Consider the following 23,599-nt stretch of genomic DNA (forward strand, 5'->3'; position numbering starts at 1 on the left):
AGGAATATTGTCCAAAAATTTTACCACCTTGAAAGGGCTAATCCTACTTACTTTCTTCCTTTGTTCGTGTCCTTTGCGGTTCGTTCTTCTTTCTTCTACTTAAATCTGATTTAGCGCATCTTCATACAGAATTGGTATAAGACACCGCCCCACATTGAAAACAAATTTGCCGAAAAATTAAGATTTATTTTAAAAAAGCAACAGTAATATTGTTAAATTCAGAAGCTAGATTCCAATGAGGAACAAGGTTTGAGCGATGCCTACGCCTACACACCGCAGCTAAAACCCTTACAACTCTTCACTTCATCAGGGATACAACTTTTGAGACAATCAGAAACGATTTAATAATAATCAAGCACTTATAGTCCACTCTTATCGGACTCCGTGTTATTTCTATTGAAAAGGGAGAACACAAACATGAAATTGGCTTACTGGATGTATGCAGGCCCAGCCCACATCGGCACTCTGCGAATCGCTAGCTCTTTTAAAAATGTCCATGCGATCATGCACGCCCCCATTGGCGACGACTACTTTAACGTCATGCGCTCCATGCTATCGCGGGAAAGGGATTTTACTCCGGTAACAACCAGTGTCGTCGATCGCAACGTTTTGGCACGCGGTTCCCAAGAGAAGGTAGTAGATAATATCGTCCGCAAGGATGCCGAGGAACACCCAGATTTGATTGTGTTAACTCCCACCTGCACCTCCAGCATTTTGCAAGAGGATTTGCACAACTTTGTCGAACGGGCGCAGTTGGAAGCGAAAGGAGACGTAATGCTGGCGGATGTGAACCACTACCGCTACAACGAACTGCAAGCCGCCGATCGCACTCTCGATCAAATTGTCCAATACTACATTGAAAAAGCGCGGAAGCGGGGCGAATTGGCTGAGGGCAAAACTGCAAAACCCTCGGTGAACATTATCGGTACTACTACCCTCGGTTTCCACAACAATCACGACTGCACCGAACTCAAACGGCTGATGGCTGATTTGGGAATTGAGGTAAATACCTTGATTCCTGAAGGCGCTTCGGTGAATGACTTGAAAAAGATGTCCCAAGCTTGGTTTAACCTAGTGCCTTACCGCGAACTCGGTTTAACCACCGCTCGTTACCTGGAAGAACAATTTGGCACACCTTATATAGACATTACTCCAATGGGTGTAGTGGAAACTGCCCGTTGTATCCGCAAAATTCAGCAGGTAATTAACGCTCAAGGTGCAGAAGTTGACTACGAAAACTTCATCAATGAGCAAACCTTGCACGTATCTCAGGCTGCTTGGTTCTCCCGTTCCATTGACTGTCAAAACTTGACTGGCAAAAAAGCTGTGGTCTTTGGTGACAACACCCACGCCGCCGCTATTACCAAGATTCTGGCGCGAGAAATGGGGATTCATGTTGTTTGGGCTGGAACCTATTGCAAATATGATGCAGACTGGTTCCGCGAACAAGTTAGCGAGTATTGCGATGAAGTGCTGATTTCCGAAGATCATGGTGAAATTGGGGATGCGATCGCTCGTGTCGAACCTTCTGCCATTTTCGGCACCCAAATGGAACGCCACGTTGGTAAGCGTTTGGATATCCCTTGTGGCGTAATTGCTGCACCAATTCACGTCCAAAACTTCCCCATTGGTTACAAACCATTTATGGGTTACGAAGGCACGAATCAGATTACAGATTTGATCTACAATTCCTTCACTTTAGGAATGGAAGATCACCTATTGGAAATCTTCGGTGGTCACGATACCAAAGAAGTTATTACTAGGGGAATTTCTGCTGATTCTGATTTGAATTGGACAAAAGATGGTCAAGCAGAATTGAATAAGATTCCGGGATTTGTGCGCGGCAAAGTGAAGCGTAATACCGAGAAATTTGCCCGCGATCGCGGTTTCAAAGAAATCAACGCTGAGGTGTTGTATGCTGCGAAGGAAGCTGTCGGGGCGTAGGTTAACGGGTTAGCAATTTTTAATAATAAAGGGCATATCTTAATGAATGCCTTTTATTATTACTTATTCTGATTTCAGCAGACGAATAAAGCCAACTTGTTCATGGTAGGACTCAGTTGCAATCAATTAGCCCATCCCGATGTATCTATAAAGACTTTATTCGCCAATTTTTAACTCCTGCTGCAAAGTTTGCTGGAGATATTGATCGTGTTTTTCTCCTACATCAAAATTCTCAAATTTCAACGTACCTAGTAAAGGTAAAATTGGATCGAATTCGGAGATATTTTCCTCTTTAGCTGATTGAGATAATGATTGCAGAATTAAATCTTTCAAAGATAGATTAAGCTTTTGCGCCTGAGCAGTTAATTTACTTTCTAATTCATCTGACAACTGTATTGTTAATGTTTTAGCCATTTTATTCACCAGTTACGAATGATAAAAAGAACATTAGAAATGAGTATTTAACCTATATCAATAATTGTAAAGATAATCCTCTGGATTGCTGAGGTCATCCACATAACCGTAATCCATAGATTTATCATAAAGCCACAATTTTTACTCAACAGTGTAACTTATAGCTCCTATTTTTCAGAATAGACTTTTTTATCAGCTTTGAATTAGGTATGACTTTACAGATAATTGTAGTCACTTTTATTACATTGTTAAAAGAACGCTCACGCCTCCAAGCAGTCAAGCTATTATGTACTGTAAAGCCTACAGCATTAGGAAATTTCCCACCATGTCCAAGCAGACAAACTTGACTGATGCTCGTAACAACCTAGCCGAACTCTGCAATCAAGTAGTTGCAGATAGAGAAGTGGTAATTATCACTCGACAAGAAGGCGAAAACGTCGCCTTAATTGCTGTTGATGAACTAGATAGTTTGCTAGAAACATCTCATTTACTTCGTTCACCTAAAAATGCAGTCCGTCTGTTAACTGCTTTGGAAAGAGCAAAAGCTAGAACTTTAAAACCTCAAAATATTAACGAACTACGTCAGGAGTTGGGAATTGACGAAGAAGAAGAAGAAGGATGAAACCACTCCAAGAAAATAAAGTTCGAGATGCTGTATTTCATCCAGAATTTCGGGAAGACCTCGCCTATTGGGTAGAGACAAACCGCAAAACAGCGCTTCGCGCTTTTAACTTGGTTGAAGCGATTATGCGAGATCCTTTTACAGGTATTGGCAAACCTGAACCATTGAAATATTTAGATTCAAATGCTTGGTCGCGGCGACTTACTCAAGAACACCGGATTGTTTATCTAGTAAGTGATGACCGAATTGATTTTCTTCAAGCTCGATATCACTATTGAAATAGCACATAGCTAAAAGCCAGTATGCGTCTACGATTCTTGACAAAGCTTGTCTTGCAAGATGTTACCCTATGACGATCGCTACTGCAACCCCTCTAGCGATCGCATTCTTTAAGCAGAGATTTACTGATAAATAAAAATTAAAATAGAACAAATATCACAATACAAAATTATTACTTTGGAGATCTAATAGGCAGAATAACCTACTAGAGGCTTAACCGATGTGTCTCCCGTGACGAAGTAAAAAAAGCATCATAAAAGCCTAGCAATCTCGCTTATAGAAAAAAAACAGATGCGTGCTAATGTTTTAATCTCATCGTCTTCTCTTCGGGTCTTTCCCTATGCATCTGCACTATTTACACCCCCAACACCTTGAGGAATTAGTCAAGAGTAGTGGTATAGACTTACACTTAGTGCAACTCAATTTTAGGTCGCTCCAAGGCGTAACTGCTTATGAGTATCTATTGATTTCTGAGCTACTCCCCCGCACCAATACCGGAATGGTGAAAGCTGGCTGGTTGCAGCGTTATGCTCATATTACTGAAGGGGGTTGGTGGTGTTCTGGGCTAGACCCTTTGAATAATTGGCAAATGATGGAATGGGGATGCTTTAAACCAAACCAACCCCGACAGAATCACAATGCTAAGTCCATCAAATACGAGCATCCCCCTAGCACACCAACGCGGGTATTTTGTTTGCGGGTAACGCTGCAAGTGTGGCAGCAAGTCGCTGGACGTTACAATCTGGTCATGCCTGAAAATATCACCATTACTGCTGATGGTGAAGCTAGAGGCTTTTGGCAATGGGTGATGCAACATAACATTCCCCTGATTCTCTGCGAGGGTGTGAAAAAAGCAGCAACACTGTTGACACAAGGCTATGCAGCTATTGCTATTCCCGGAATTACCAGTGGTTATCGGGTTGTTAAAGATGAATTTGGCAAAGTTACCCGTCGTCAGCTAATTCCTGACTTAGCAGCGTTTGCAATTACAAAGCGTAGCTTTTATATTTGTTTTGATTTTGAAACTCAACCTAAAACAATTGCTGCTGTAAATAATGCTATTTCTCAACTTGGTTGTTTATTCCAGCAAAAAAATTGCCCTGTTAAAGTTATCGAACTTCCAGGAATAGAAAAAGGGGTTGATGAGTTTATCGTTGCGAAAGGTGCAACTAGTTTCGAGAAAATTTATCGCCAAAGTGTAGATTTAGAAATTTATCTTGCTCAAACAAAACCCCATACTGAGTTAACTATTCCTGCTGCTCTCACCTTGAATCGACCTTTTATAGGTGAAATCCCTTTTCCAACTTCTGGATTAGTAGGAGTCAAGTCTGCAAAAGGAACAGGTAAAACTACAGCACTGCAAGCCGTTGTTCAGCAAGCAAAAATTAGAAAGCAACCTGTTTTATTAATTACTCACAGAATTTTACTAGGACGATTTTTGTGCGAAAAAATTGGTATTCAATGGGGAACGCATAAAGAAGATGGGGATAAAAGGCTTAATAAAACACTTACCCCCGCTCCTCCCATCCTCCGTTCACTCTCTCCACAGCAATCTCTTGGACTGTGTGTTGATTCCATTTGGAAGCTTAATCCTGAAAATTGGCACGGGGCAATAATAATTTTAGATGAAGTAGAGCAATCTTTGTGGCATCTACTAAACAGTAATACTTGTAAACATAAACGTGTAAAAATATTAAGATTATTCCAGCAACTAATTTCCACAGTTTTAACAACTGGGGGGTTAGTAATTGCCCAAGATGCTGATTTATCAGATGTATCACTTGAATATCTACAGGGATTAGCAGGAATTAAATTAACGCCTTGGGTAGTTCTCAACCAATGGAAGCCTCAACAAGGTTGGGATGTAACTTTTTACGATTCGCCGAACCCAACCCCGCTAATTCACCAATTAGAATTAGATTTACTTGCTGGACGTAAATGTTATGTTACTACTGATAGTCGTGCTGGGCGTTACAGTTGTGAAACAATCGAACGTTATCTCAAAGAACGGTTACAAAAATTACGAAGGCAATTTCCTAAAACTTTGGTAGTTAGTAGCCACACTACAAATACACCTGGTCATGAAGCGGTTGATTTTATCGCAGCTATCAATCAAAAAATCTCTGAATATGACGGCGTTTTTGTTACGCCTAGCCTGGGTACAGGAATTAGTATTGATGTCCAACATTTCGACCGAGTTTATGGCATTTTTCAAGGGGTAATTCCTGACTCGGAAGCAAGACAAGCATTAGCGAGAGTGCGAGATGATGTGCCGCGTGTTGTCTGGTGTGCGAAACGAGGTATTGGCTTAATTGGTAGTGGTAGTACAAATTATCGCTTGCTATCTGACTGGTATCAAGAAAATCAAAAAGAAAACTTAGCGTTGCTTAGTCCACTACACAAAATAGATGTAGATTTACCTTTAGTTCATGACCCGATTCATTTGCGAACTTGGGCTAAGTTATCTGCACGGGTAAATGCTTCTATCCGCCTCTACCGTCAATCAATGCAAGATGGTTTAATTGCTGATGGACATCAAATTCAAATGCGTAGTAATGCTGTTCATAATAATATTATTCGAGACTTACGGCTGGCATTTTTGGCAACTGATGCCGATGATTTAGCTACCCGCAGAAGATTAGTTTTAGAAATTGTCAAAGTTCAAAAAGATTGGGCGCAAAGCCGCCAAAAAGCTAAAGAAATTAAACGTAAAATTAAAGATATTAAGCAGCAAAATCAACTATCAGTAGCCACGGCTGTAGCTAATGCCAATGATATCGATTATGTAGAATATGAGCAACTATTAGTGAAGCATTCTCTAACTGATGGAGAACGCAACCAAATTAATAAATATGTTCTCAGACAAAGGTATGGTGTAGAAGTTACTCCTTGGCTGAAATTGCAAGATGAACAAGGATATTATCGTCAATTGTTAATTCATTATTATCTAACTCACGAAAGTGAGTATTTTCACATCAGAGATCAACAAGAATGGCATCAGCAATTGTCTTGGGGTGAAGGGAAAGTTTTTCTACCAGATTTAAAAACTTACACGCTCAAAGTTGAAGCAATGAGAGCGTTAGGAATGCTTCAATTTCTCGAACCAGAACGAGAGTTTACCGAGAGTAATCCAGATTTAATAATGCTTAAAAATATTGTTTTTCAGCATAGTAAGCATATTAAAAGGGCGCTTGGTATTAATTTAGTCGGAGAAAAAGAGCAGGTTTCGGCAATAAAAATACTCAGCCGACTCTTAAATTTGTTGGGCTTGAAACTAAAACGGGTAAATGAGGTTTATAAAATCGACCTAGAAACGCTTGATGATGGCAGGGAAAGCATATTTGCTGTTTGGCACCAACGCGATGAGTTGATGCTGGCTCATGTTAAGAGTGTTGGCTATGATTTACCTGATTATTCTTCGGACTGGAAGTTTGAAATTATTCAAACCCAGCCTCATACCGCAGTAGTCAAGGAAGAGGTAGCTATCTCTGGGTGACAGCTAACATGAAGCGCAATGGCGGTCTTTAGGGAGTTCCAAATTTCTACTTTGCATTTACCCGCGCCTGCTTCACCATTGCAATCAGAGTTTGATGAGCATCTTCTGCATCCACTAAAACATGATCAAACTGAATGCGAACTAGTACAGCTTCACCATTGACTTGTGCTGTCAAATCCATGCCTTGTGCATCAATTGACAACATTTTTGCTGCGATCGCATCTGTTACACCACCAAAAGTTTTAGCATAAAGAACTATGGCATCAGCATGATCGTCATTCATGTGCTGGCAGATGCGCGAACTAATCTCAGCAGAAAAATCTTTAGACATTGTTGAGGTAAAAAGTTAGAAATACAGCAATAGCTTAGATTTTAAGCTAACGCGAGTGGAATTTGCTAATTTTCTTTACTAGCAGTAAAGACTTTCCATACTACTCTATGTTTATCATCATTAATAATATTTATTTCTGGAATAATAATTAAATTAAAATAAAACTTAGTTCAGTGTTTTTACCTTTCATTACGGAAACCAGACAGCTTAAACTGTAGCAGAAGTATTAGCAAAACTATTGAAGCTAAGAGACAATGAGCGAAACTAGCCCCAGACGAATAGTAATTGGGGATGTACATGGACACTATGAAGGTTTAATGACTTTGTTGGAGGCGATCGCCCCCACGTCAGATGATCAAATCTATTTTTTGGGAGACTTAATTGATCGCGGGCCTCATAGCTCACAAGTAGTTAATTTTGTCAAACGACATAACTACCCATGTTTGCTGGGAAATCATGAGCAGATGTTATTAAACATTCTGACTAATGAAAGAACTTCCTCCCCGACGATGCAAGCATGGTTGTACAGTGGAGGGCAAGCTACCGTAGCCAGTTACCACGAGGCTTCAATCCCCGATGACCATCTGGATTGGTTCAAGAGTTTGCCTACATATCTCGACTTGGGGGATATTTGGTTAACTCATGCTGGTGTTGACCCTTCTAAGTCGGTGACAGAACAAACTGCCGATCAACTGTGCTGGATACGAGAGGAATTTCACAGCATCGAAAAACCTTACTTTCCAGATAAGCTTATTATCATCGGTCACACAATTACTTTTACTCTGCCTGGTGTTTCTCCTGGGAAACTGGCACAAGGACAGGGATGGCTAGACATAGATACTGGCGCTTATCATCCCCGGAGTGGCTGGTTGACCGCACTAGATGTCACGAATAACCTAGTTTATCAAGTTAACATTTTTAAAAAATATATCCGTGCCCTGCCTTTAGAAGAGGCTGTAATTACTGTTAATCCAGGCAAAATCAAAGTCGATCGCCGCAATAAAAATTAAACAATATTCGAGATGAGGTGGAGGGAAAGATGTGGAAGATTAGGGAGACAGGGGGAGTAAGCAATTCCCCATTCCCCATTCCCCATTTCCTCAAGACTTTACTAATGGTCGAATATTAGCTTTATAACTAGCATTATCCAACCCATAATTTCCATTACTAGGTTGGGAGTTAATTGCACGTCTGAGAGCATCAATGCGATCGCTAGTTCCGGGGTGTGTACTCAAAAATGTTGGTGCAGAACCCTTTCCAAGCAGCTTTTTCATAAACGAAACCATTGCAGACTGGGCGTAACCAGTGCGTGTCAAAGTTCGTAGTCCTCTTTGATCCGCTTCAAATTCATTGTTACGACTGCGAGGCAAGTCTCGCGCTAACTGGACACCAATTTGCACCGCCGTACTCCGATCTAAGCCTGCTGCTGTTAATAGACCACTTTCGAGCGCTTTTTGTTGCATCTGTTTGACCACGTGTTTCCCACCAATGTGACCAATCTCATGGGCAAGTACACCTGCTAGTTCCGCTTCATTGTCTGCGATTTTCAGCAAACCCGTATGAACATAGACATAGCCACCCAAGGTAGCAAAAGCATTAATACTGTCATCCTCAACAACCTGAAAGGTATAAGGAAGATTCGGGCGATCGCTATTGGCTGCTAAACGCCGACCAACTTGTTCTACATAGCGATTAACTTCGGGATTACGGTAAAGTCGCACTTGACTGCCAACTAATTCCTGATTAATCTGCTTACCAAGATCAACTTCTTGGTTAGGGGATATATTAGAAAGCTGAAATGCCTGAACTCCTTGGAGTAGAAGAGGCAAGAAATCTAAAGCTCTTCCAGGCACGGGTGTACTCAGGCACAGACTCAGGGCAACTACCACCGAAATTAAAGGATAAAACCAGCTACGCCGCCAGACTCGGTAATTTGCAACAAAAACTTTCCAATTGAACATAATAAGCTCTGAATATTATTTTGGGAGGACATAAAATAATCGGACAAATTATGAGACGCATTTAGAGGATTCTAAGTTGCATTCTTAACTCAATAGCAAATGAGTTGTGATACAGCTAATGCTTACGCAAATCTACCGAATTGTGGTGGACTAGAGATTCCCTCTAGAGATAGGCTTAAACACTAGATATTACTTTCTGGGTGCGTCAGTCTGAACGGGCAAAAGTTTCAGGGTTAGCTGCCACCCCTGCTAACTTACGAAACTCGTGATAAACTGTCGCATAACCGCAATGCCTAGCCACTTTGAGTTATTACCAAATAGGAAAAATTGCTGTTTCCATCAAAAACCTTCTTGCTACAATCAATTACTTCGCTATTACCTAGGAAAAATTTTTATGGCTATTTTAGATTCAAAAGGTCGCTTGTTCGGCAAAATCAACCTCTTAGATTTAGGTGCTGCACTGGTAATTCTGCTAGTGATATTTGGCATCTTTGTCTTTCCTGGAACTTCTGGTTCTGTTGCCCAAGTTGGTGCGAAAACAATACCTATAGAAGTAGACTTAGTAGTTCGTGGCTTGAATGTCCGTGACCCTGAGCAATTATTTAACCAAGGTTTAAAAAAAGGTGGAAAGACTAATGTGATTATCCGCAATCAACCTTATGGGCAGATTGAAATTAAATCCATTCAACAACTGCCTAGAACAGTCAATGTTTTCCAACCTGATGGCAGTGTAAAAGAATTACCAGATCCAAAAACCAACAATTTTAGTACAGATTTACTTTTGACTCTAGACGGTAAAGCCCAGGTTACTGACAATGGCCCCGTTCTAGGTAACAGTAAAGTTAAAATTGGAATGCCATTTGAGTTAGAAGGCTTTAATTACAACTTCAATGCAACTGTGATTGATATTAGATTAAAAGACAAATAGCATTAGTATTTTCGTCTTCAAAAAAGGACTGATAAACCGAATTTTCGCTAATCTAAAAGATTTCGGTTTATCAGATTTATTAATTAAATTTATAACTAATTAGCAGTTTTAGGTTGAAACATTAAATACGTTCCTCCTAACCCTTCTATAATTGTGCGTGTATTGGCAATCATCATTTTCTGATAAGTGTCCGCCTCGCTTCCCGGTTCACCAAGTCCCTCAACATATAACTTTCTATCAGAAATTTTCACTTCAGCAACTTTTGCTATAGATTGAAGTGAATTCTCGTTAATTGCCGTTTCAGGGAAAATTGTTGAGACTTTAGCCCGTTTAATATTTGTAACTAAATTTCTCACTTGTGTAGGTGTCAAGTTTTGATCACTATTAATACCTTGTAATCCGCCTCCTGCTAATGGAATACCGTATGCTTTAGCGTAATAACTCAGTGCATTAGATGTTGTAACTAACTTACGTTCTTTGGCAGGAATACTCGTAATTCTTGACTTAATCCAACTATCTAGCTGAGTAAGTTCATTTGTAATTTTTTTGGTATTGCTGTTATAAGTTTCTGCATCACTAGATTCTAATTTTCTCAGATTACTATTAATTACCTCCACCATTCTGATCGCATTCTTGGTATTGTGCCAAAGATGAGGATTAATTAAATTCTTGCCGTCTTTATGAAATTTTTGTGGCTTAGATACCGCAAGTTGCCCAACGGCTATTCTCGGTACAGTGTTTTTAGTCGCTTTAATTAATTTGATCAGATTTGGTTCTAAATTATAGCCACTATAGAGAATAAGATTAGCTTGCTCAATGGCTCTACGATCTTCCGGCTTTGGTTTATAAGTATGAGGATCGGCACTAGGCTCAATTAAGCAGGTGAGGTTAACTGTATTCCCGGCAACTTGCTTGGTTAAATCACATAGTACACTTGTTGTTGCTACAACTTGAGGAAGGTTCTCATTTACCGGGGTGGTAGTTTGAGTGAATGCAGTTCTTGCAGCTTGATTTCCACACCCAACAAATCCAATTGTCAAAGCAACTAAAATGGCTCGGAAGGAATTAGTTGATGGTAATTTTTTTGACATCCTTACCTTCTACTGGATATAGAGAAAAAGTAATCATTATTAGTAACTAATTAGTGAAATACCACGGATAAGCCTTCAAAAAGAAGGTTAAGGGAAGAGGGACAAGCCATCGGCTAGGAAAATTGTATAAGAGAAGAGGAATTAATAGACTCTTTCCTTTCCCACTCTCCTTGTCTCCACCGCACATCCAGCAATTTGAAGCACTGGCGAGGTTTTGCAAGCAAAATGTTAGTGAACTTCACGCGACAAACTGGAAAACTGGTAGAGGTAATAGCACAATAATAAAGGCGATGCTGAGGAGCCTCCAATAAGGAGTGTAGTGTAGTTCTCTCACAGGATGTTGAAGGGGCTATGCCATTGTGCTTAGATGTTGCAAAGGTCGCAAATTGACTAGAATTATCAGGTTAAGGAGTGAAACGTAGTAAAACTGGGGCTTTTTAAGCATACGGGTTGATTTCGCAAACCGAGTCATGAATCTAAGGCAATTGTAGCTGTGGTTTTGCGAGGTGTGGGCATATAGTTGTTACAAAATTGGTGAATTGGCGATTTTTTGGTTCATCCCCAAAAAAAATCTAAAATCTAAAATTCGTAGTCAAGTATATAGAACAATTCCTCAAAGCTGATATTGGTGAAGATAAACAATGGTAATTTTAGTTATCCTCGTTAATACCCTCATTTCGTTGATACTACTCTATGTGGCTTGGCGAGTGTGGCAACTCAAGCAGCAGCTAGCATATATAGCAGATACGTTAACTGTTTATGAAAGTTGTACTCATACAGTATTAAATAAAGCACCCGAAAATATTTATCTCAGCCAGGAAAATATTTATAACTTACGGCAGAAAAATCAAGCACTAAAAATGCAAATCCAACAAGTGCGACAAATTGTCAGTCTACTTTTGCAAGGACAGCAAATCTGGCAACGTTATTTTCGCAGGCTAGAGTTAATATCCGGGAAAAGAACTGTTGCCAAATGAGTTATGTCAAGTTCACATGAACATTTATAATTAGGGCTGACACAAGGGTACAAAGATACAGAGGGAAAGTAACCCAGGGAGTTTTGAATCATAAGTAATTAATGGTTTTAATGTTTAATGAATAAAAGCAACATTTTTGGCTGATATTTTGTCAGGATAGATTAACTGAATAAAATCGGTGAGCCTTACAAGGAGAGAAAACACACCTAAAATAGGTGTAAGGAGAGAAACAACAATATGTCTAATAACCGTTCTGGAGTATTTATTGGCGGTTTGATGCTGGGAGCTACCATCGGTGCTTTAACCGGTTTGCTCGTGGCTCCACGTACAGGGCGCGAAACGCGTAAAATCTTGAAGAAATCTGCCAATGCTATCCCAGAATTGGCAGAAGATTTATCAACAAGTGTGCAAATCCAAGCAGATCGTCTCTCTGCCAGCGCACTACGAAACTGGGATGAGACTTTAGATCGATTACGGGAAGCGATCGCAGCAGGTGTAGATGCCACTCAAAAGGAAAGTCAAATCTTACAGCGGCAAACATCACCTGAAGACTCAGATTATCTTCCCCAGCCATTAGAACGCTCATAAATGACATTACCGTGATTGATCCCCTGTTTTGGTTGGGACTCTCCTTACTTCTAGTCGCCACAAGCTTGACTGCGGTTTTAGTGGCGGCAATACCCGCTTTGCAAGAGTTAGCACGCGCTGCTCGCAGTGCAGAAAAGCTATTTGATACACTCTCACGAGAGTTACCGCCCACTCTAGAAGCTATTCGCGTGACTGGTTTGGAAATAACTGACTTAACTGATGATGTTAGTGAAGGTGTTAAAAGTGCCAGTCAAGTAGCCAAACAAGTCGATCAAACCCTCGATAGTGCAAGAATTCAGGCTCAAAATCTGCAAGTAGGTACACGCAGCATCTTTGTTGGCGCGAAAGCTGCTTGGAGAAACTTCACACGCCCAAAACCGACGAGACGAAATAGCGATCGCTTGCCAAGCAATGAACAACCACCACTAACGTTGCGAGAACGAGAAGTGCTAAGGCAAGAAAATCGCCGCATAAAAACAGAAGTATACCGCGCTAACGAAGGTTACGACGACGCTGCTAACTGGGAAAGCAATTTTGATGACGAAGATTGAATGGGTAATAAGGAATGGGAACTAGGGACTAGGGGCTAAGAAAAGAAACCGGGGAGCAGAGGACAAGGGGGAGAATAATAAATTATCTCTTTCCGCTCTGCTCCCTGCCCCTCTGCCTCTAGTGCCCTATTCCCAAAAACGCTTTGCTTTGATCCCTTAGATTAGAGTAAAGTAAACAAGTGTAAAGAACTATCATTTTTCCCGTACTCTTTTAAAACAACTTGTTCACCTCTACCGTTGATATTTGTATAAAAACGTCCATGCAATCTTGTTTTTGGCGACGAATTCTGCTATCTATCGCAGTCTTTTTTCTGGCTGGGTCAATTTGGGTCATGCATTCTCCCCCAGCATTGGCTTATGACAATCCTGAGTTACTCCCTGACACCTTTACCCCAGTTGTAGACTTAGCTAAATCTCTGCCTGTGCTGCAAGAAGAAAAGCTTGTCAAAGATTTAGAACAGTTTGAAGCCGATACAGGCTGGAAACTGCGAGTATTGACCCAGTATGACCGCACCCCAGGCCGGGCAGTTATAAAATATTGGGGTTTGGATGACAAAAGTATTTTACTAGTTGCCGATTCTCGTGGCGGTAACATCCTCAGTTTTAGCGTCGGCGATGCTGTTTATGAACTTTTACCCAGGACATTCTGGATAGAACTGCAAACCCGCTTCGGTAATTTGTACTTTGTCCGCGAACAAGGCGAAGACCAAGCCATTCTGCAAGCTTTAGAATCTGTTAAAGGCTGTTTGCTCAAAGGTGGTTGCAATGTTGTTCCCGGACTACCACGAGAGCAATGGATTCTCACCTTGATTACCTCAGTTATTGGTGGGATAATTTGTGGATTTGCAGCTCAACCCCGCGAAAAAGGACAAGTTTTTGCTTGGCAATGGGCTTTAATTTTCTCACCTTTATGGGGGATATTGTTTATTGCCTTTGGTATTGGGCCAGTGGTGACACGTACAAGCGACTGGCTACCTCTAGTTCGCAATATCTCTGGCTTTATTATCGGTGTCTTGGTTGCCTACTTATCTCCTGTTTTCAGCCGGCCTTCTTCTAGTAATGAGTTATAAGTGCTGAGTTAGGAGTTATGAGTTTTTAATTAACTCCTAACTCCTAACTCCTAAATCCCTGAAGCTGATAAGCTGAAAGCTAATATTTAAGAAGCTCAAGAAAAATGGAATGGCACGTAACTGATGCTCAAAGTTTAGCAATCATTGATAATGAAATTGAAAATCATGTCTTTTCACCCGCAGAATACGAGATTGTGCGTCGGGTAATATACTCTACAGCTGACTTTGAGTATAAGTCTTTGATTCGTTTCTCTGAACGTGCCTTACAAGCAGGAGCAGCAGCACTAGCCGCGCGTACCACCATTGTAGTAGATGTCCCGATGGTACAAGTAGGTATTGCATCTGAGATTCAAAACACCTTTGCTAATCCGGTGTATTGCAGCATGGAAGCTCTGACACGCCCTCAAAAAGAAAAAACTCGGGCAGCATGGGGAATCGAAACCTTAGCAAAGCGTTATCCAGAGGGCATTTTTGTGATTGGTCAAGCACAAACAGCACTAACAGCACTAGTTGATTTAATTGAGGCTGAGGAAATTAGACCTGCTTTGATAATTGCGACTCCAGTAGGATTTGTCAATGTTGATGAAGCGAAAGCGCGTTTACAAGACTCCTTAGTGCCCCATATTACAATTGAGAGTCGCAAAGGTAATGCAGTTGTAGCAGCTGCGATCGTTGATGGATTGGTAGACTTGGCTTGGCAAGCTTATGGACAAGATGGAAATCGGGGAAGCTAGGAAAGTCGACTCTATTGTATTTTTTATTCAAAAGAGCATTCAAAATCACTGAATATCCTGATATTTTTGTTAAGTAGTCCTGAACAAGGAGCCATTTTTTGTGGTAATTAGAGGTTTCAACTTAAGTGCATACTTTGAAGTGCATACTTTGCAATTCCCTTAGTATTGAGTCTTTTGGCTAAGGGAAAAAATATAAAAGTATCTTTAGTTGAAAACGTGCATCAAGTATCTACTAACAAGGAAATCATCTTATCTAGTCGGCAGTTAATTAGCATTAAGACGACACCGAAAACATACTACGTTAGTGGTACTGGAAATTTTCAATTTGGTGGTCTTCTCTACGAGACGCAAACGTGAACAATCAGTCGCAGGGCTAATCCCCGACTGATAGGGAGTCAGACGCTCCTGCATCGCTACTAACGCTGCGCTATCGAGCGTCTTGATTCTGACTTCTAAATTCTTCTTCAATCAAGCCTTAGCATCAACGGTATGGGGTCAATTTAAAATCCAAGATTGTGTTTGACTTTCTTTTTCAATCCTCGTCTCTACGACGGCGACGACGCGGTTTTTGTTGTTGGTCTTCACGCAAGCGACGACCGACTTCGTTAAAGAAATCCCGCCGCAGATAAGGATAATCACTAATCCACAGGTCACGACTGGGAATGTATATATCGCTGAATTGTTCAATACTGCTTAAATCTGCACGATTTGACAGCACTACCATTTCGGCAATTTGACCGCGAGTAATAACTTTATGAGCAGGACGTAATGGTGCTACAAACTCAATGGTAAATCCTGTTTCATCACCCACCTCTAAGTTAATTTGTTTTTCTCGGTTTTCCACAATTACCAGTTGGCCTTTGCTGTTGACTGTTTCTTGTTTCCCCATCAACTGGTCTGTGATCCACCAATCTAGGACTCGACCACGGAAAAAGCCGCCATACTTATAACGGCGGCATTGCAAATTCCGCATACTTGCTTGAAACACTGGATACCACAGCCAAAAAAAAGCGCTAACTACCCCCAGCACAAATACTATTGAAGCAAACTCAAGTTTAAAAATGACTGTCACAAGCAATAGAACAACTATGGCAACTACAGAAATTAACAGCCGTTGCAAAAAATTTGAAAACTTCCCCCAATAGTACTTGTACTGCAAACCAGTGGCAATTAGGGGGATAACTTGTTCAAATTTCTGGCGAGTCAGTGGTACTAACATGAGTGCTGAGTGATGAAGGCTGAATAGTGTATTTAAAGTCTAAAGTATCTTTTCTAATCCATATACTAACGACTTTAGCGCTAAGACTTTGCGAATTGCTAGTAGCACTCCTGGCATATAGCAAGCGCGATCGCTCGTGTCATGTCGTAAAGTATAAATCTGTCCTGCTGCGCCAAAAATAACTTCTTGATGAGCAATCAGTCCTGGCAAGCGCACGCTATGAATTCTAATCCCTTCATCTGCTATACTGCCCCTTGCCCCTGGTAATTTCTCCGTCTCTTCTACAAGAGCAGGGTTAAAAGTTTTACCCAATTCTCCTAGTAACTGCGCCGTTTGAATGGCAGTACCACTGGGAGCATCAGCTTTTTGATTGTGATGCAGTTCGATAATTTCCACATGGTCAAAATATTTGGAGGCTGCGATCGCGGCTTGTTGTAACAGCACCATACCAATGGAAAAATTAGGAATAATTAGACAACCAGTGCTAGCTTTGTCGGCAAAGTCTGCCAAGTCTTGAATTTGTTCTGGACTTAACCCAGTGGTTCCAACTACAGGACGAATACCGTAGGCGATCGCACTACGAATATTGTCATAAACTGAATCGGGATGAGTAAAGTCTACAATTACCCCTGGAGGAGACTGTCTGTCGCCAGCTACATACCCTAACATCGGTTCCAATTGATTGGTAATTGGCACTTCCAGGGGTTCGCTTAAACCCGCTAATTCTCCCGCGTCTTTATCTTGATGTTCCAAACTGTGGTCAATTGCACCCACTAGGTTTAAGTCAGGCGCTTGCGCCACTGCCTTAATCACCTCACGGCCCATTTTACCAGCAGCACCGTTGACAATAACCGGGATAGGAGCTTGATTTGTCATAGGTCGAGAAATACTTTTTGAGCTAACAAAGGAATTGTAAAGACTTTGGTGATCTAGTAGCTAGCTTCTCAAATCTCTGGCTTAATTCCGACTACCTTGATTGATGCAGCTAATCCCTCAGTTTTCTAACTCTAAAGCAGATCGGTTCTCATTTTCATCCCACTTTCTTAGCCAGTAACCCATTTTATTTTGCCTATTGCGTTTACCCCATATCTAAAAAAATCCTATACTCTGACTGATAAGTAGTTCTTGTAGTAGCTATCAGAATTTTTTGTCAAGCCTAGTTGACTATTTGTAATATTTCTGTTAAATTCGTTTACATAACTTAGCAATAACTAAACTTAACTACCTAACTGGTATTAACTAATAAAAACAGATTTCGGTATCGCTATATCTCATCGACATTTAGACTTCTCCCATCTACCTCGGCTATCAAGTCGGGGTTTTTTGTGTACCGTTCGCCTAATAGAGAATTAATTTGATGAAATGAGGGATATGTAAAGAAACACACTTTCCCAAATGTCATCAAAAAATTTTTACAAGAAGCTACAGAAATCCTGTGCTAACACCGAATCGAAGGGTTATTTGGTTTCGAGCATGAATGCCATTACGCGAACGGTGAGTTACTAACCTCGTTGAAAACCCTTTGCTGGCTTTGCTTGCCCTTTCCCCTTTGGTTTAGATTTGTTAACTTCTCCTAAAGCTTCCTGAAATAAGTTATGCAAATGTATCGGTACACTGGCAATATCTGGTAGCTCTGGCTCAATCGGTTTGTGGAATTCTTGCAAAAGCACATCCAAGTCGCTTTCAAGGTGAAACTCTGGACGTTTCAGAACTATTTGCAACACATTTTGTAATTGAATTGGATATTGTTGCGCTAATCGATTCCAAATGAAGGCATTAATACTTTTATCTTCGAGATAGTAGCGAACTAGTTTTTCCGCCCCTTGAACACTTTGCCAGTCTTCTGCTGATAAGATTGCTTGTACCTTACTATATGTTGGTAAAAACATTTGTCCCCAACGGGGATGAGAAAGAGCCGTTACCTGTTCTGCTTTCTTTAGTTCGGCAGGTAAATCAACCTTTGGCATAACCATTTTGCTATTGCCGCCTTTGCTGTTTAACAACTGAGAGACTACGTTAGAATCAGCGCCAAACTCTTGTGCTGCTGCTTTAATTTCCTCGTCTCCAATACCAGCGGCTTCTGCCACTTCCGCCAAGGATTTGGAAGTATCAATTCCTGCGGCTGCGAAGTTTTTTTCAGTAATTACTTCTTGAAATTCCCCTATCTTTTTATTAAGTTGGTATCCAGGTAGGGTGATTTCATCAGTGCCAAAAAAGTCCACAAACTGCTGATGATATTGTTCTACTGACTGCCAAGCTTCTTCTAGCAAGTCTGGAGCATCGCTGTAAAGATTACTTTTATAGTTTTCTTTGAAGTTGCCAATTGCTACAGCCAGTTTTGGTTTACCTAATTTACCCATTATTGTGTAAGGGCCAGAAAACATCCAGTAGCTATCGGTAACAGGAGAAATGCGAGTTAGTAAAATTTCTCCTATTTTCAACCGAGATATTGCCTGTAATGTTTGGGTATTGTTAGGCTTGACGACGTAGCATTTATCTGTTAAGCAGTTCGTCAATTCAAAGCCATCAGGTAAGATGTTAGTAATGGCAAATAAACCAATAAAACTATGATGCCAGCTTTTGATCAGATTGCGATCGCTCTCTTCTAAATCTGGATGGCTTTCGATAAACAACTCTAGTGGAGACTTATCACCGACTTTCCCTGCTGTTAGAAAGCTATCAATGATTAAGTCTTGCTGTGTACTATCGCCACTTCCACGGCGCAACTGTTCTGCTGCATAAGTTTCCAGTGCTTGTGCCAGTTCGCCTTCAGCATCAAGGACAAAATCAACTAAGGCTTGTTTTAATTCGTGCGATCGTTCTAATATGACATCCACAAGTTAATCTCTCTGTGCAACAGATGTAGATTATAGCGTTTGAGAGAATTACAGCATCTAGCAATAGCTAGATTTATGGTTTCCTGCACTTAGCAGATTTTACCCATCTTCTGGCTGGGAGCGAAAGAGGAATAACCCTATTTTGTCAATCTCAGATAAATTAACGAGTTTTCGACGTTACAGTCAATGAAGTATAGCGTTATCTAAGCTACTGACTGGAGTTTAGACTAAAAGCGATATGAGAGAACGCAAACCAAATGGAATTAGAGGTTAAAAATATTATCTTGTCAGCCTCAAAACATCCGCGACCTTGAACAATTATTGTGTAGTATGTTTGCAGAGAGAATAATACAATAATGATAATCATGAAAATGGTGGGAGAGAAACGAGCGACGCTCGTTTCTCTCCCACCCCCTCCCTATTCGATTATCATTATCAGATAGAGATTAGATGGGGAATGATTAAGAAAAAAAGGGGTGTCTGATTGAATACAGTCCCCCTTTTGGCAGAAAGTGAGAAAAGAACTACCATTACTCACCTGCCAACATGAAAAATGCCAGACTTGAAGAGTTTCGTCAAGTAGCCTACAAATATTTAGGTAGAGCCAAAGACGCGACCTTTGAATTAACAGATGCCATATTACTGACTCGCAATGTTTATTCATTAGCAGACTTATCTTTATCACCCGTATTCAGACGCAAGTGGTCAAGTATTTATGAAGCGCTACAAGATAGCAGACCGCAGCGACAGAAATTGATGCAGTTATACATCAAACAGATACCAGTAGAGGGACGACCCTTGTTAGCAGGCGACCACACAAACTGGCCTCGCCCTGATGCAGTAACGCTGCAAGAGAGGACTTATGAGCATAGTGGCACATCCATAGCAGAAAATAAACCGATTAGCATTGGTCAAGGATATAGCACAATTGCCTGGATACCAGAAAAATCAGGTAGTTGGGCCCTACCCTTGAGACATGAACGGATCACAAGTGGCGAAAGCCCAATTCAGAAAGCGGTTTGGCAACTTAAACAGGTGTGTAAACATTTAGCCGTTAGACCAATTTCAGTTTGGGACAGTGAATATGGGTGTGCGCCTTTTGTGTTGAAAACTGCCAGTATTCCCGCAGATATTCTGGTAAGATTGCGCTCAAATCTTTGTTTATGGGGTGAACCTGAAGCTTATTCGGGTAAAGGACGACCCAAAAAACACGGGTCTAAATTCAAACTTAGTGAACCCGCGACATGGAGTGATGCAGAATCTGTTTTAGAATTGGATGATCCGAAACTACAACGGGTAAGAGTTAGCCTCTGGAAAAATTTACATTTCCGTAAAGCGGCAGCGTGTCCGATGCTACTCCTGCGGGTTGAACGTCTCAATGCACAAGGTAACTTGAGAGTGTTAAGACCTTTGTGGTTGGCTTGGGTAGGAGAAGAAATGCCACCTGTGGAGGAAGTTTGGCGACTTTATTTGCGTCGTTTTACAATTGACCATTGGTATCGCTTTTTAAAACAACGTCTACATTGGACTGTTCCCAAGCTAGGCACTCCTAAACAATCCGAGCGGTGGAGCGACTTAATGCCTTTTATGACTTGGGAGTTGTGGTTAGCCCGTGATATCGTTGCTGACAATCCTCTACCTTGGCAGAAATCTCAGGGTAATTTGACCCCTGGAAGAGTTGCTCAAGCTATGGGTGGAGTTTTCGCCGCCATTGGTACTCCAGCCCTTCCACCCAAACCTCGCGGAAAGTCCCCTGGTTGGGAAGCCGGAAAAAAGCGTCACCGTAAAAACCGATGCCCGATTGTTAAAAAAATCGTAACACGACCACGTAAAGAGCCATCAGTTGCGGTTTAATACTAAAGATTATTTATAATTTCGCTAAGTCTCTAATTAACTCAGCCCTGCTGGGTCGTTTTGCATAGCTTAGTCTAAACTCCAGTACTGAGGTACACCCAAATATTTTTTCCCAAGCTTTAGTAGCTTAGATAACGTATCTCACCATTGTCGAGAACCGCTATCAGGTTTTAACCCACTCTCATGAAAGAGGGATTATCCCTTTTAATCTTGTCTTCACGTATGATCGTTTTTACGTAAAATTTTTATACAAGCATATATGATCTGTATATTTTCAAGTGTGTAATTATTGAGAAAGTAAGATAAGTGTACCTAACTCGGTAAAATTAAGACAAAAGCTCCCAGTGAATGGGCTACGGTTTAGCTTCTTTAACAAACTAGATATTTATTATTGAGATGCCCGAAAGCTAATGACTGAAGCGATCCAAATCGGTAATCGTACAATCACAGCGCGTGAGTTGATTTCCTTGCTAGGAAATTACCAAATGCTGCCACAGTTGCAGAGAGAATTGATCATCGATGAGGCCATAGAGCAGAATTCACGCTCCGAGAAGATAGCAATAGAGTGTACACCTGAGGAAATAGCGCAAGCCAAACAGCAGTTTTATGCTGAAAAACAGTTAAAAAATGAAGAAGACATCCAGGCTTGGATGGCACATCAAGGGCTGACTACCGAACAGCTAGAAGTTATTACAACTCGTAAGCTTAAAATTGAAAAATTCAAGCAAGCCACTTGGGGTAATAAACTGGAATCCTACTTTTTTCAGTCCAAAGCAAAACTAGACAAAGTAATTTATTCCCTACTGCGAACCCAGGATGTGGGAATTGCCCAAGAACTTTACTTCCGGATTCAGGCAAAAGAAAATTCTTTTGCTGACTTGGCGCGTGAATATTCGCTCGGGCCAGAAGCCCAAACTGGCGGCTTAGTAGGTCCAATTGAACTGAATGCACTACATCCGGTAATGGTGCAAATGCTATCTAGCAGTCAACCAGGCCAGATATTGCCCCCTACCCGCATTGCCGAGTGGTTCGTGATTTTGCGGCTGGAAAAATTTATCCCCGCACAACTAGATGAATTTATGAAAGTCCGACTACTGAATGAACTCTTTGAAACCTGGCTACAAGAACAGCAAAAGCAAATCATGTCTGCACCACAAGGGGAGAAGGGCACAGGAGGACAGGGAGAGGGCGATAAATCTTAAGGAATCTGAGTATGGGATTGATTCTCAACATACCATACTTGGCTTGCATAATTCTGACGACAAAACAGTGCCTCGTAGTGGCTCTGTCTGTTGAGTACTTGCGTTAAAAGTGCGAGGAGATAACAGGGTTAGCGCGTCTCAAACCTTATTGACAGAAAGATTATGTTAGAGGGACTGAGTTTGGAAGCGCAGATACCAATACAGAAATCATATACATATCGTTCATCGCGGCTCGCCGTGATTTTTGGCGAATACTACGATGAAAAGATGTTTCTCTTTCTAAGGCATTAAGGGCAATGCGACGTAGCTTTAGCATTATTCTGTGGGCTGTGCAGAGAACGAATCCGACATTCATCCTCACCGAAGGTGACATCTAATGTCCAATGAACAGAATTTTCAATCCCCCAATGCTGTCGAATTGCGCTACCAATCTTGTTCGCATCACTGGCAAGACTAGTGATGTAAAATTGCACCTCATGAGTAGTCTTATTCCAATGCTGAATTGAACGCACCACCATAACTATTGTTGTCAATCCTGCCCACAAATCTTGTTCATGGAGTGCAGGGAGGTATGACAGTTGCACAGTGTAAACTTTACGAGTTTCGATGCGGTGATGTCCCTTCTCTACTCGTTGACTGAGTGAATGCCATCTCGTTCTTTCCACTCTGGGGTCTTTTACTTGTGTGAAGTATTCTTGAAACTTACTGGTAATGTCAAAGCTATTTACATTGGATGTAAAAGATGTTTCAGTTTTACTCTTCTTCTTCTCAAATCCTGTTGACATTACTTTCAGCTTGCAGCTAGATGAATTAAATCTTACCCTAGCTCTGATAGCGCCACTTTGTTTCAAACCTTATTGCTGATCAGGCAAGTTCGCTTGTCAATAGGCTTTGAGATGCGCTAACCCTGGAGGAGATAAGGGCTAGTTAATATGATTGCCGCTTGTTGTAATGTGAAGTTATTCGCTCTGTTTACTTCCGTTTACTATTGATGGAGATTGGTAAGTGAAACGTGTTTAAAACTTGGCTACTAGAAACTTATTTTATCGCGATGCTTAAACCTGGACAAATAGTAGTTACAGATGATGCTATATTTCATCAAGGTGGACGTATTCAAGAATTAATTGAAGCGGCGGACTGTCACTTAAAATACTTGCTATCCTATTCACCTGACCAAAACACAAAATTGAGCGATGTTGGTCATGGTTGAAGATTCGAATTCGTAGACAACTAATTTAATTTGAATGTCTTGGAGATGTAATAGAAGATGTTCTTCGCATAACATTCTACTTGCCTTGGCGATTGCTATAACTTGTTGAAAAAAAAGCCTTCTCAAGATGAATTGAGAAGGCTTTTCTTTAGTTGTTGTGGTTAAATATAATCCCTGGCAGCGAGCTATTTTTGCGTAGGGCGACCCCTAAACTATCGTTGCCGCAACAGCGTTTCACCTCTGAGTTCGGGAAGGGATCAGTGTGGTTCCACCGCGCAATAGACACCAGGA

At 41.1% G+C, this 23,599-nt stretch carries 22 protein-coding genes and 1 rRNA gene; 14 read left to right on the plus strand and 9 right to left on the minus strand.

Going from position 1 to position 23,599, the window contains the following annotated elements; all coding sequences use genetic code 11:
- Positions 1-417: 417 nt before the first annotated feature.
- Positions 418-1,944 (plus strand): ferredoxin:protochlorophyllide reductase (ATP-dependent) subunit B, encoded by a 1,527-nt coding sequence (bchB, locus tag FD724_RS17560; protein WP_179073504.1) that lies wholly within the window; start codon positions 418-420, stop codon positions 1,942-1,944.
- 156 nt (positions 1,945-2,100) lie between these two features.
- Here bchB and FD724_RS17565 read toward each other — a convergent pair whose 3' ends face one another.
- Positions 2,101-2,358, minus strand: coding sequence for a hypothetical protein (locus FD724_RS17565; protein ID WP_179073505.1), 258 nt, complete (start codon positions 2,356-2,358; stop codon positions 2,101-2,103).
- Positions 2,359-2,683: 325 nt separating this feature from the next.
- Between FD724_RS17565 and FD724_RS17570 the strand changes: the two genes are divergently transcribed.
- The 3 genes from FD724_RS17570 (at position 2,684) to FD724_RS17580 (ending at position 6,755) form a co-directional block, all read left to right on the plus strand.
- Complete coding sequence (locus FD724_RS17570; RefSeq protein ID WP_179073506.1) at positions 2,684-2,980, plus strand: type II toxin-antitoxin system Phd/YefM family antitoxin; 297 nt, start codon at positions 2,684-2,686, stop codon at positions 2,978-2,980.
- Positions 2,977-3,258, plus strand: a complete 282-nt coding sequence (locus FD724_RS17575) for a Txe/YoeB family addiction module toxin (RefSeq protein WP_179073507.1) — start codon at positions 2,977-2,979, stop codon at positions 3,256-3,258. Before FD724_RS17570 ends, FD724_RS17575 begins: the two co-directional genes overlap by 4 nt.
- Positions 3,259-3,599: 341 nt before the next feature.
- Positions 3,600-6,755: a plasmid replication protein, CyRepA1 family gene (locus tag FD724_RS17580; protein ID WP_179073508.1), complete on the plus strand. Its 3,156-nt coding sequence runs from the start codon at positions 3,600-3,602 to the stop codon at positions 6,753-6,755.
- A 46-nt stretch (positions 6,756-6,801) separates the two neighbouring features.
- Here the strand turns inward: FD724_RS17580 and FD724_RS17585 are convergent, their stop codons facing one another.
- Positions 6,802-7,086: a DUF2470 domain-containing protein gene (locus tag FD724_RS17585; protein ID WP_179073509.1), complete on the minus strand. Its 285-nt coding sequence runs from the start codon at positions 7,084-7,086 to the stop codon at positions 6,802-6,804.
- Between the two features lie 254 nt (positions 7,087-7,340).
- Between FD724_RS17585 and FD724_RS17590 the strand changes: the two genes are divergently transcribed.
- A complete protein-coding gene (locus FD724_RS17590; protein ID WP_179073510.1) occupies positions 7,341-8,096 on the plus strand; it encodes a metallophosphoesterase family protein in 756 nt (251 codons plus the stop codon).
- Between the two features lie 90 nt (positions 8,097-8,186).
- Here FD724_RS17590 and FD724_RS17595 read toward each other — a convergent pair whose 3' ends face one another.
- Positions 8,187-9,047 (minus strand): M48 family metallopeptidase, encoded by an 861-nt coding sequence (locus FD724_RS17595; protein ID WP_179073511.1) that lies wholly within the window; start codon positions 9,045-9,047, stop codon positions 8,187-8,189.
- Between the two features lie 394 nt (positions 9,048-9,441).
- Between FD724_RS17595 and FD724_RS17600 the strand changes: the two genes are divergently transcribed.
- The gene (locus tag FD724_RS17600) at positions 9,442-9,975 is read left to right on the plus strand and encodes a DUF4330 domain-containing protein (protein WP_114084633.1); all 534 of its coding nucleotides are present in this window, start codon (positions 9,442-9,444) and stop codon (positions 9,973-9,975) included.
- 95 nt (positions 9,976-10,070) lie between these two features.
- Here FD724_RS17600 and FD724_RS17605 read toward each other — a convergent pair whose 3' ends face one another.
- Complete coding sequence (locus FD724_RS17605; protein WP_179073512.1) at positions 10,071-11,066, minus strand: metal ABC transporter solute-binding protein, Zn/Mn family; 996 nt, start codon at positions 11,064-11,066, stop codon at positions 10,071-10,073.
- A 641-nt stretch (positions 11,067-11,707) separates the two neighbouring features.
- On the opposite strand from FD724_RS17605, the gene FD724_RS17610 reads away from it, so the two are divergent.
- The 5 genes from FD724_RS17610 (at position 11,708) to FD724_RS17630 (ending at position 14,986) form a co-directional block, all read left to right on the plus strand.
- Entirely contained in the window at positions 11,708-12,043 is a 336-nt protein-coding gene (locus FD724_RS17610) for a hypothetical protein (protein ID WP_114084630.1), read from the plus strand.
- 237 nt (positions 12,044-12,280) lie between these two features.
- Complete coding sequence (locus tag FD724_RS17615; protein ID WP_114084629.1) at positions 12,281-12,631, plus strand: YtxH domain-containing protein; 351 nt, start codon at positions 12,281-12,283, stop codon at positions 12,629-12,631.
- Positions 12,632-12,642: 11 nt separating this feature from the next.
- A complete protein-coding gene (locus tag FD724_RS17620; protein ID WP_179073513.1) occupies positions 12,643-13,182 on the plus strand; it encodes a DUF948 domain-containing protein in 540 nt (179 codons plus the stop codon).
- A 260-nt stretch (positions 13,183-13,442) separates the two neighbouring features.
- A complete protein-coding gene (locus FD724_RS17625; RefSeq protein WP_179073514.1) occupies positions 13,443-14,252 on the plus strand; it encodes a TPM domain-containing protein in 810 nt (269 codons plus the stop codon).
- A 104-nt stretch (positions 14,253-14,356) separates the two neighbouring features.
- Entirely contained in the window at positions 14,357-14,986 is a 630-nt protein-coding gene (locus tag FD724_RS17630; RefSeq protein ID WP_114084626.1) for a precorrin-8X methylmutase, read from the plus strand.
- Between the two features lie 532 nt (positions 14,987-15,518).
- On the opposite strand, the gene FD724_RS17635 is transcribed toward FD724_RS17630, so the two are convergent.
- From FD724_RS17635 to FD724_RS17645, 3 genes are all read right to left on the minus strand, one after another.
- Entirely contained in the window at positions 15,519-16,205 is a 687-nt protein-coding gene (locus FD724_RS17635; protein WP_179073515.1) for a phosphate ABC transporter permease, read from the minus strand.
- 39 nt (positions 16,206-16,244) lie between these two features.
- Entirely contained in the window at positions 16,245-17,081 is an 837-nt protein-coding gene (gene dapB, locus FD724_RS17640) for a 4-hydroxy-tetrahydrodipicolinate reductase (RefSeq protein WP_012411217.1), read from the minus strand.
- Between the two features lie 626 nt (positions 17,082-17,707).
- Complete coding sequence (locus FD724_RS17645) at positions 17,708-19,042, minus strand: hypothetical protein (RefSeq protein WP_179073516.1); 1,335 nt, start codon at positions 19,040-19,042, stop codon at positions 17,708-17,710.
- 546 nt (positions 19,043-19,588) lie between these two features.
- Between FD724_RS17645 and FD724_RS17650 the strand changes: the two genes are divergently transcribed.
- Positions 19,589-20,896 carry an NF041680 family putative transposase gene (locus tag FD724_RS17650; RefSeq protein ID WP_179073517.1) on the plus strand — a complete coding sequence of 436 codons (1,308 nt, stop codon included), beginning with the start codon at positions 19,589-19,591 and terminating at the stop codon, positions 20,894-20,896.
- Positions 20,897-21,306: 410 nt separating this feature from the next.
- Positions 21,307-22,098, plus strand: a complete 792-nt coding sequence (locus FD724_RS17655; RefSeq protein WP_179073518.1) for a peptidylprolyl isomerase — start codon at positions 21,307-21,309, stop codon at positions 22,096-22,098.
- Positions 22,099-22,385: 287 nt separating this feature from the next.
- Here the strand turns inward: FD724_RS17655 and FD724_RS17660 are convergent, their stop codons facing one another.
- Positions 22,386-22,883, minus strand: coding sequence for an ISAs1 family transposase (locus FD724_RS17660; protein ID WP_256874296.1), 498 nt, complete (start codon positions 22,881-22,883; stop codon positions 22,386-22,388).
- A gap of 227 nt (positions 22,884-23,110) precedes the next feature.
- Between FD724_RS17660 and FD724_RS17665 the strand changes: the two genes are divergently transcribed.
- Positions 23,111-23,308, plus strand: coding sequence for a transposase (locus tag FD724_RS17665; RefSeq protein WP_179073519.1), 198 nt, complete (start codon positions 23,111-23,113; stop codon positions 23,306-23,308).
- A 172-nt stretch (positions 23,309-23,480) separates the two neighbouring features.
- Here the strand turns inward: FD724_RS17665 and rrf are convergent.
- A 5S ribosomal RNA gene (rrf, locus tag FD724_RS17670) occupies positions 23,481-23,598 on the minus strand.
- Between the last annotated feature and the right edge of the window lies 1 nt (position 23,599).

Source organism: Nostoc sp. C057 (genome assembly GCF_013393925.1).
GTDB lineage: Bacteria > Cyanobacteriota > Cyanobacteriia > Cyanobacteriales > Nostocaceae > Nostoc > Nostoc muscorum_A.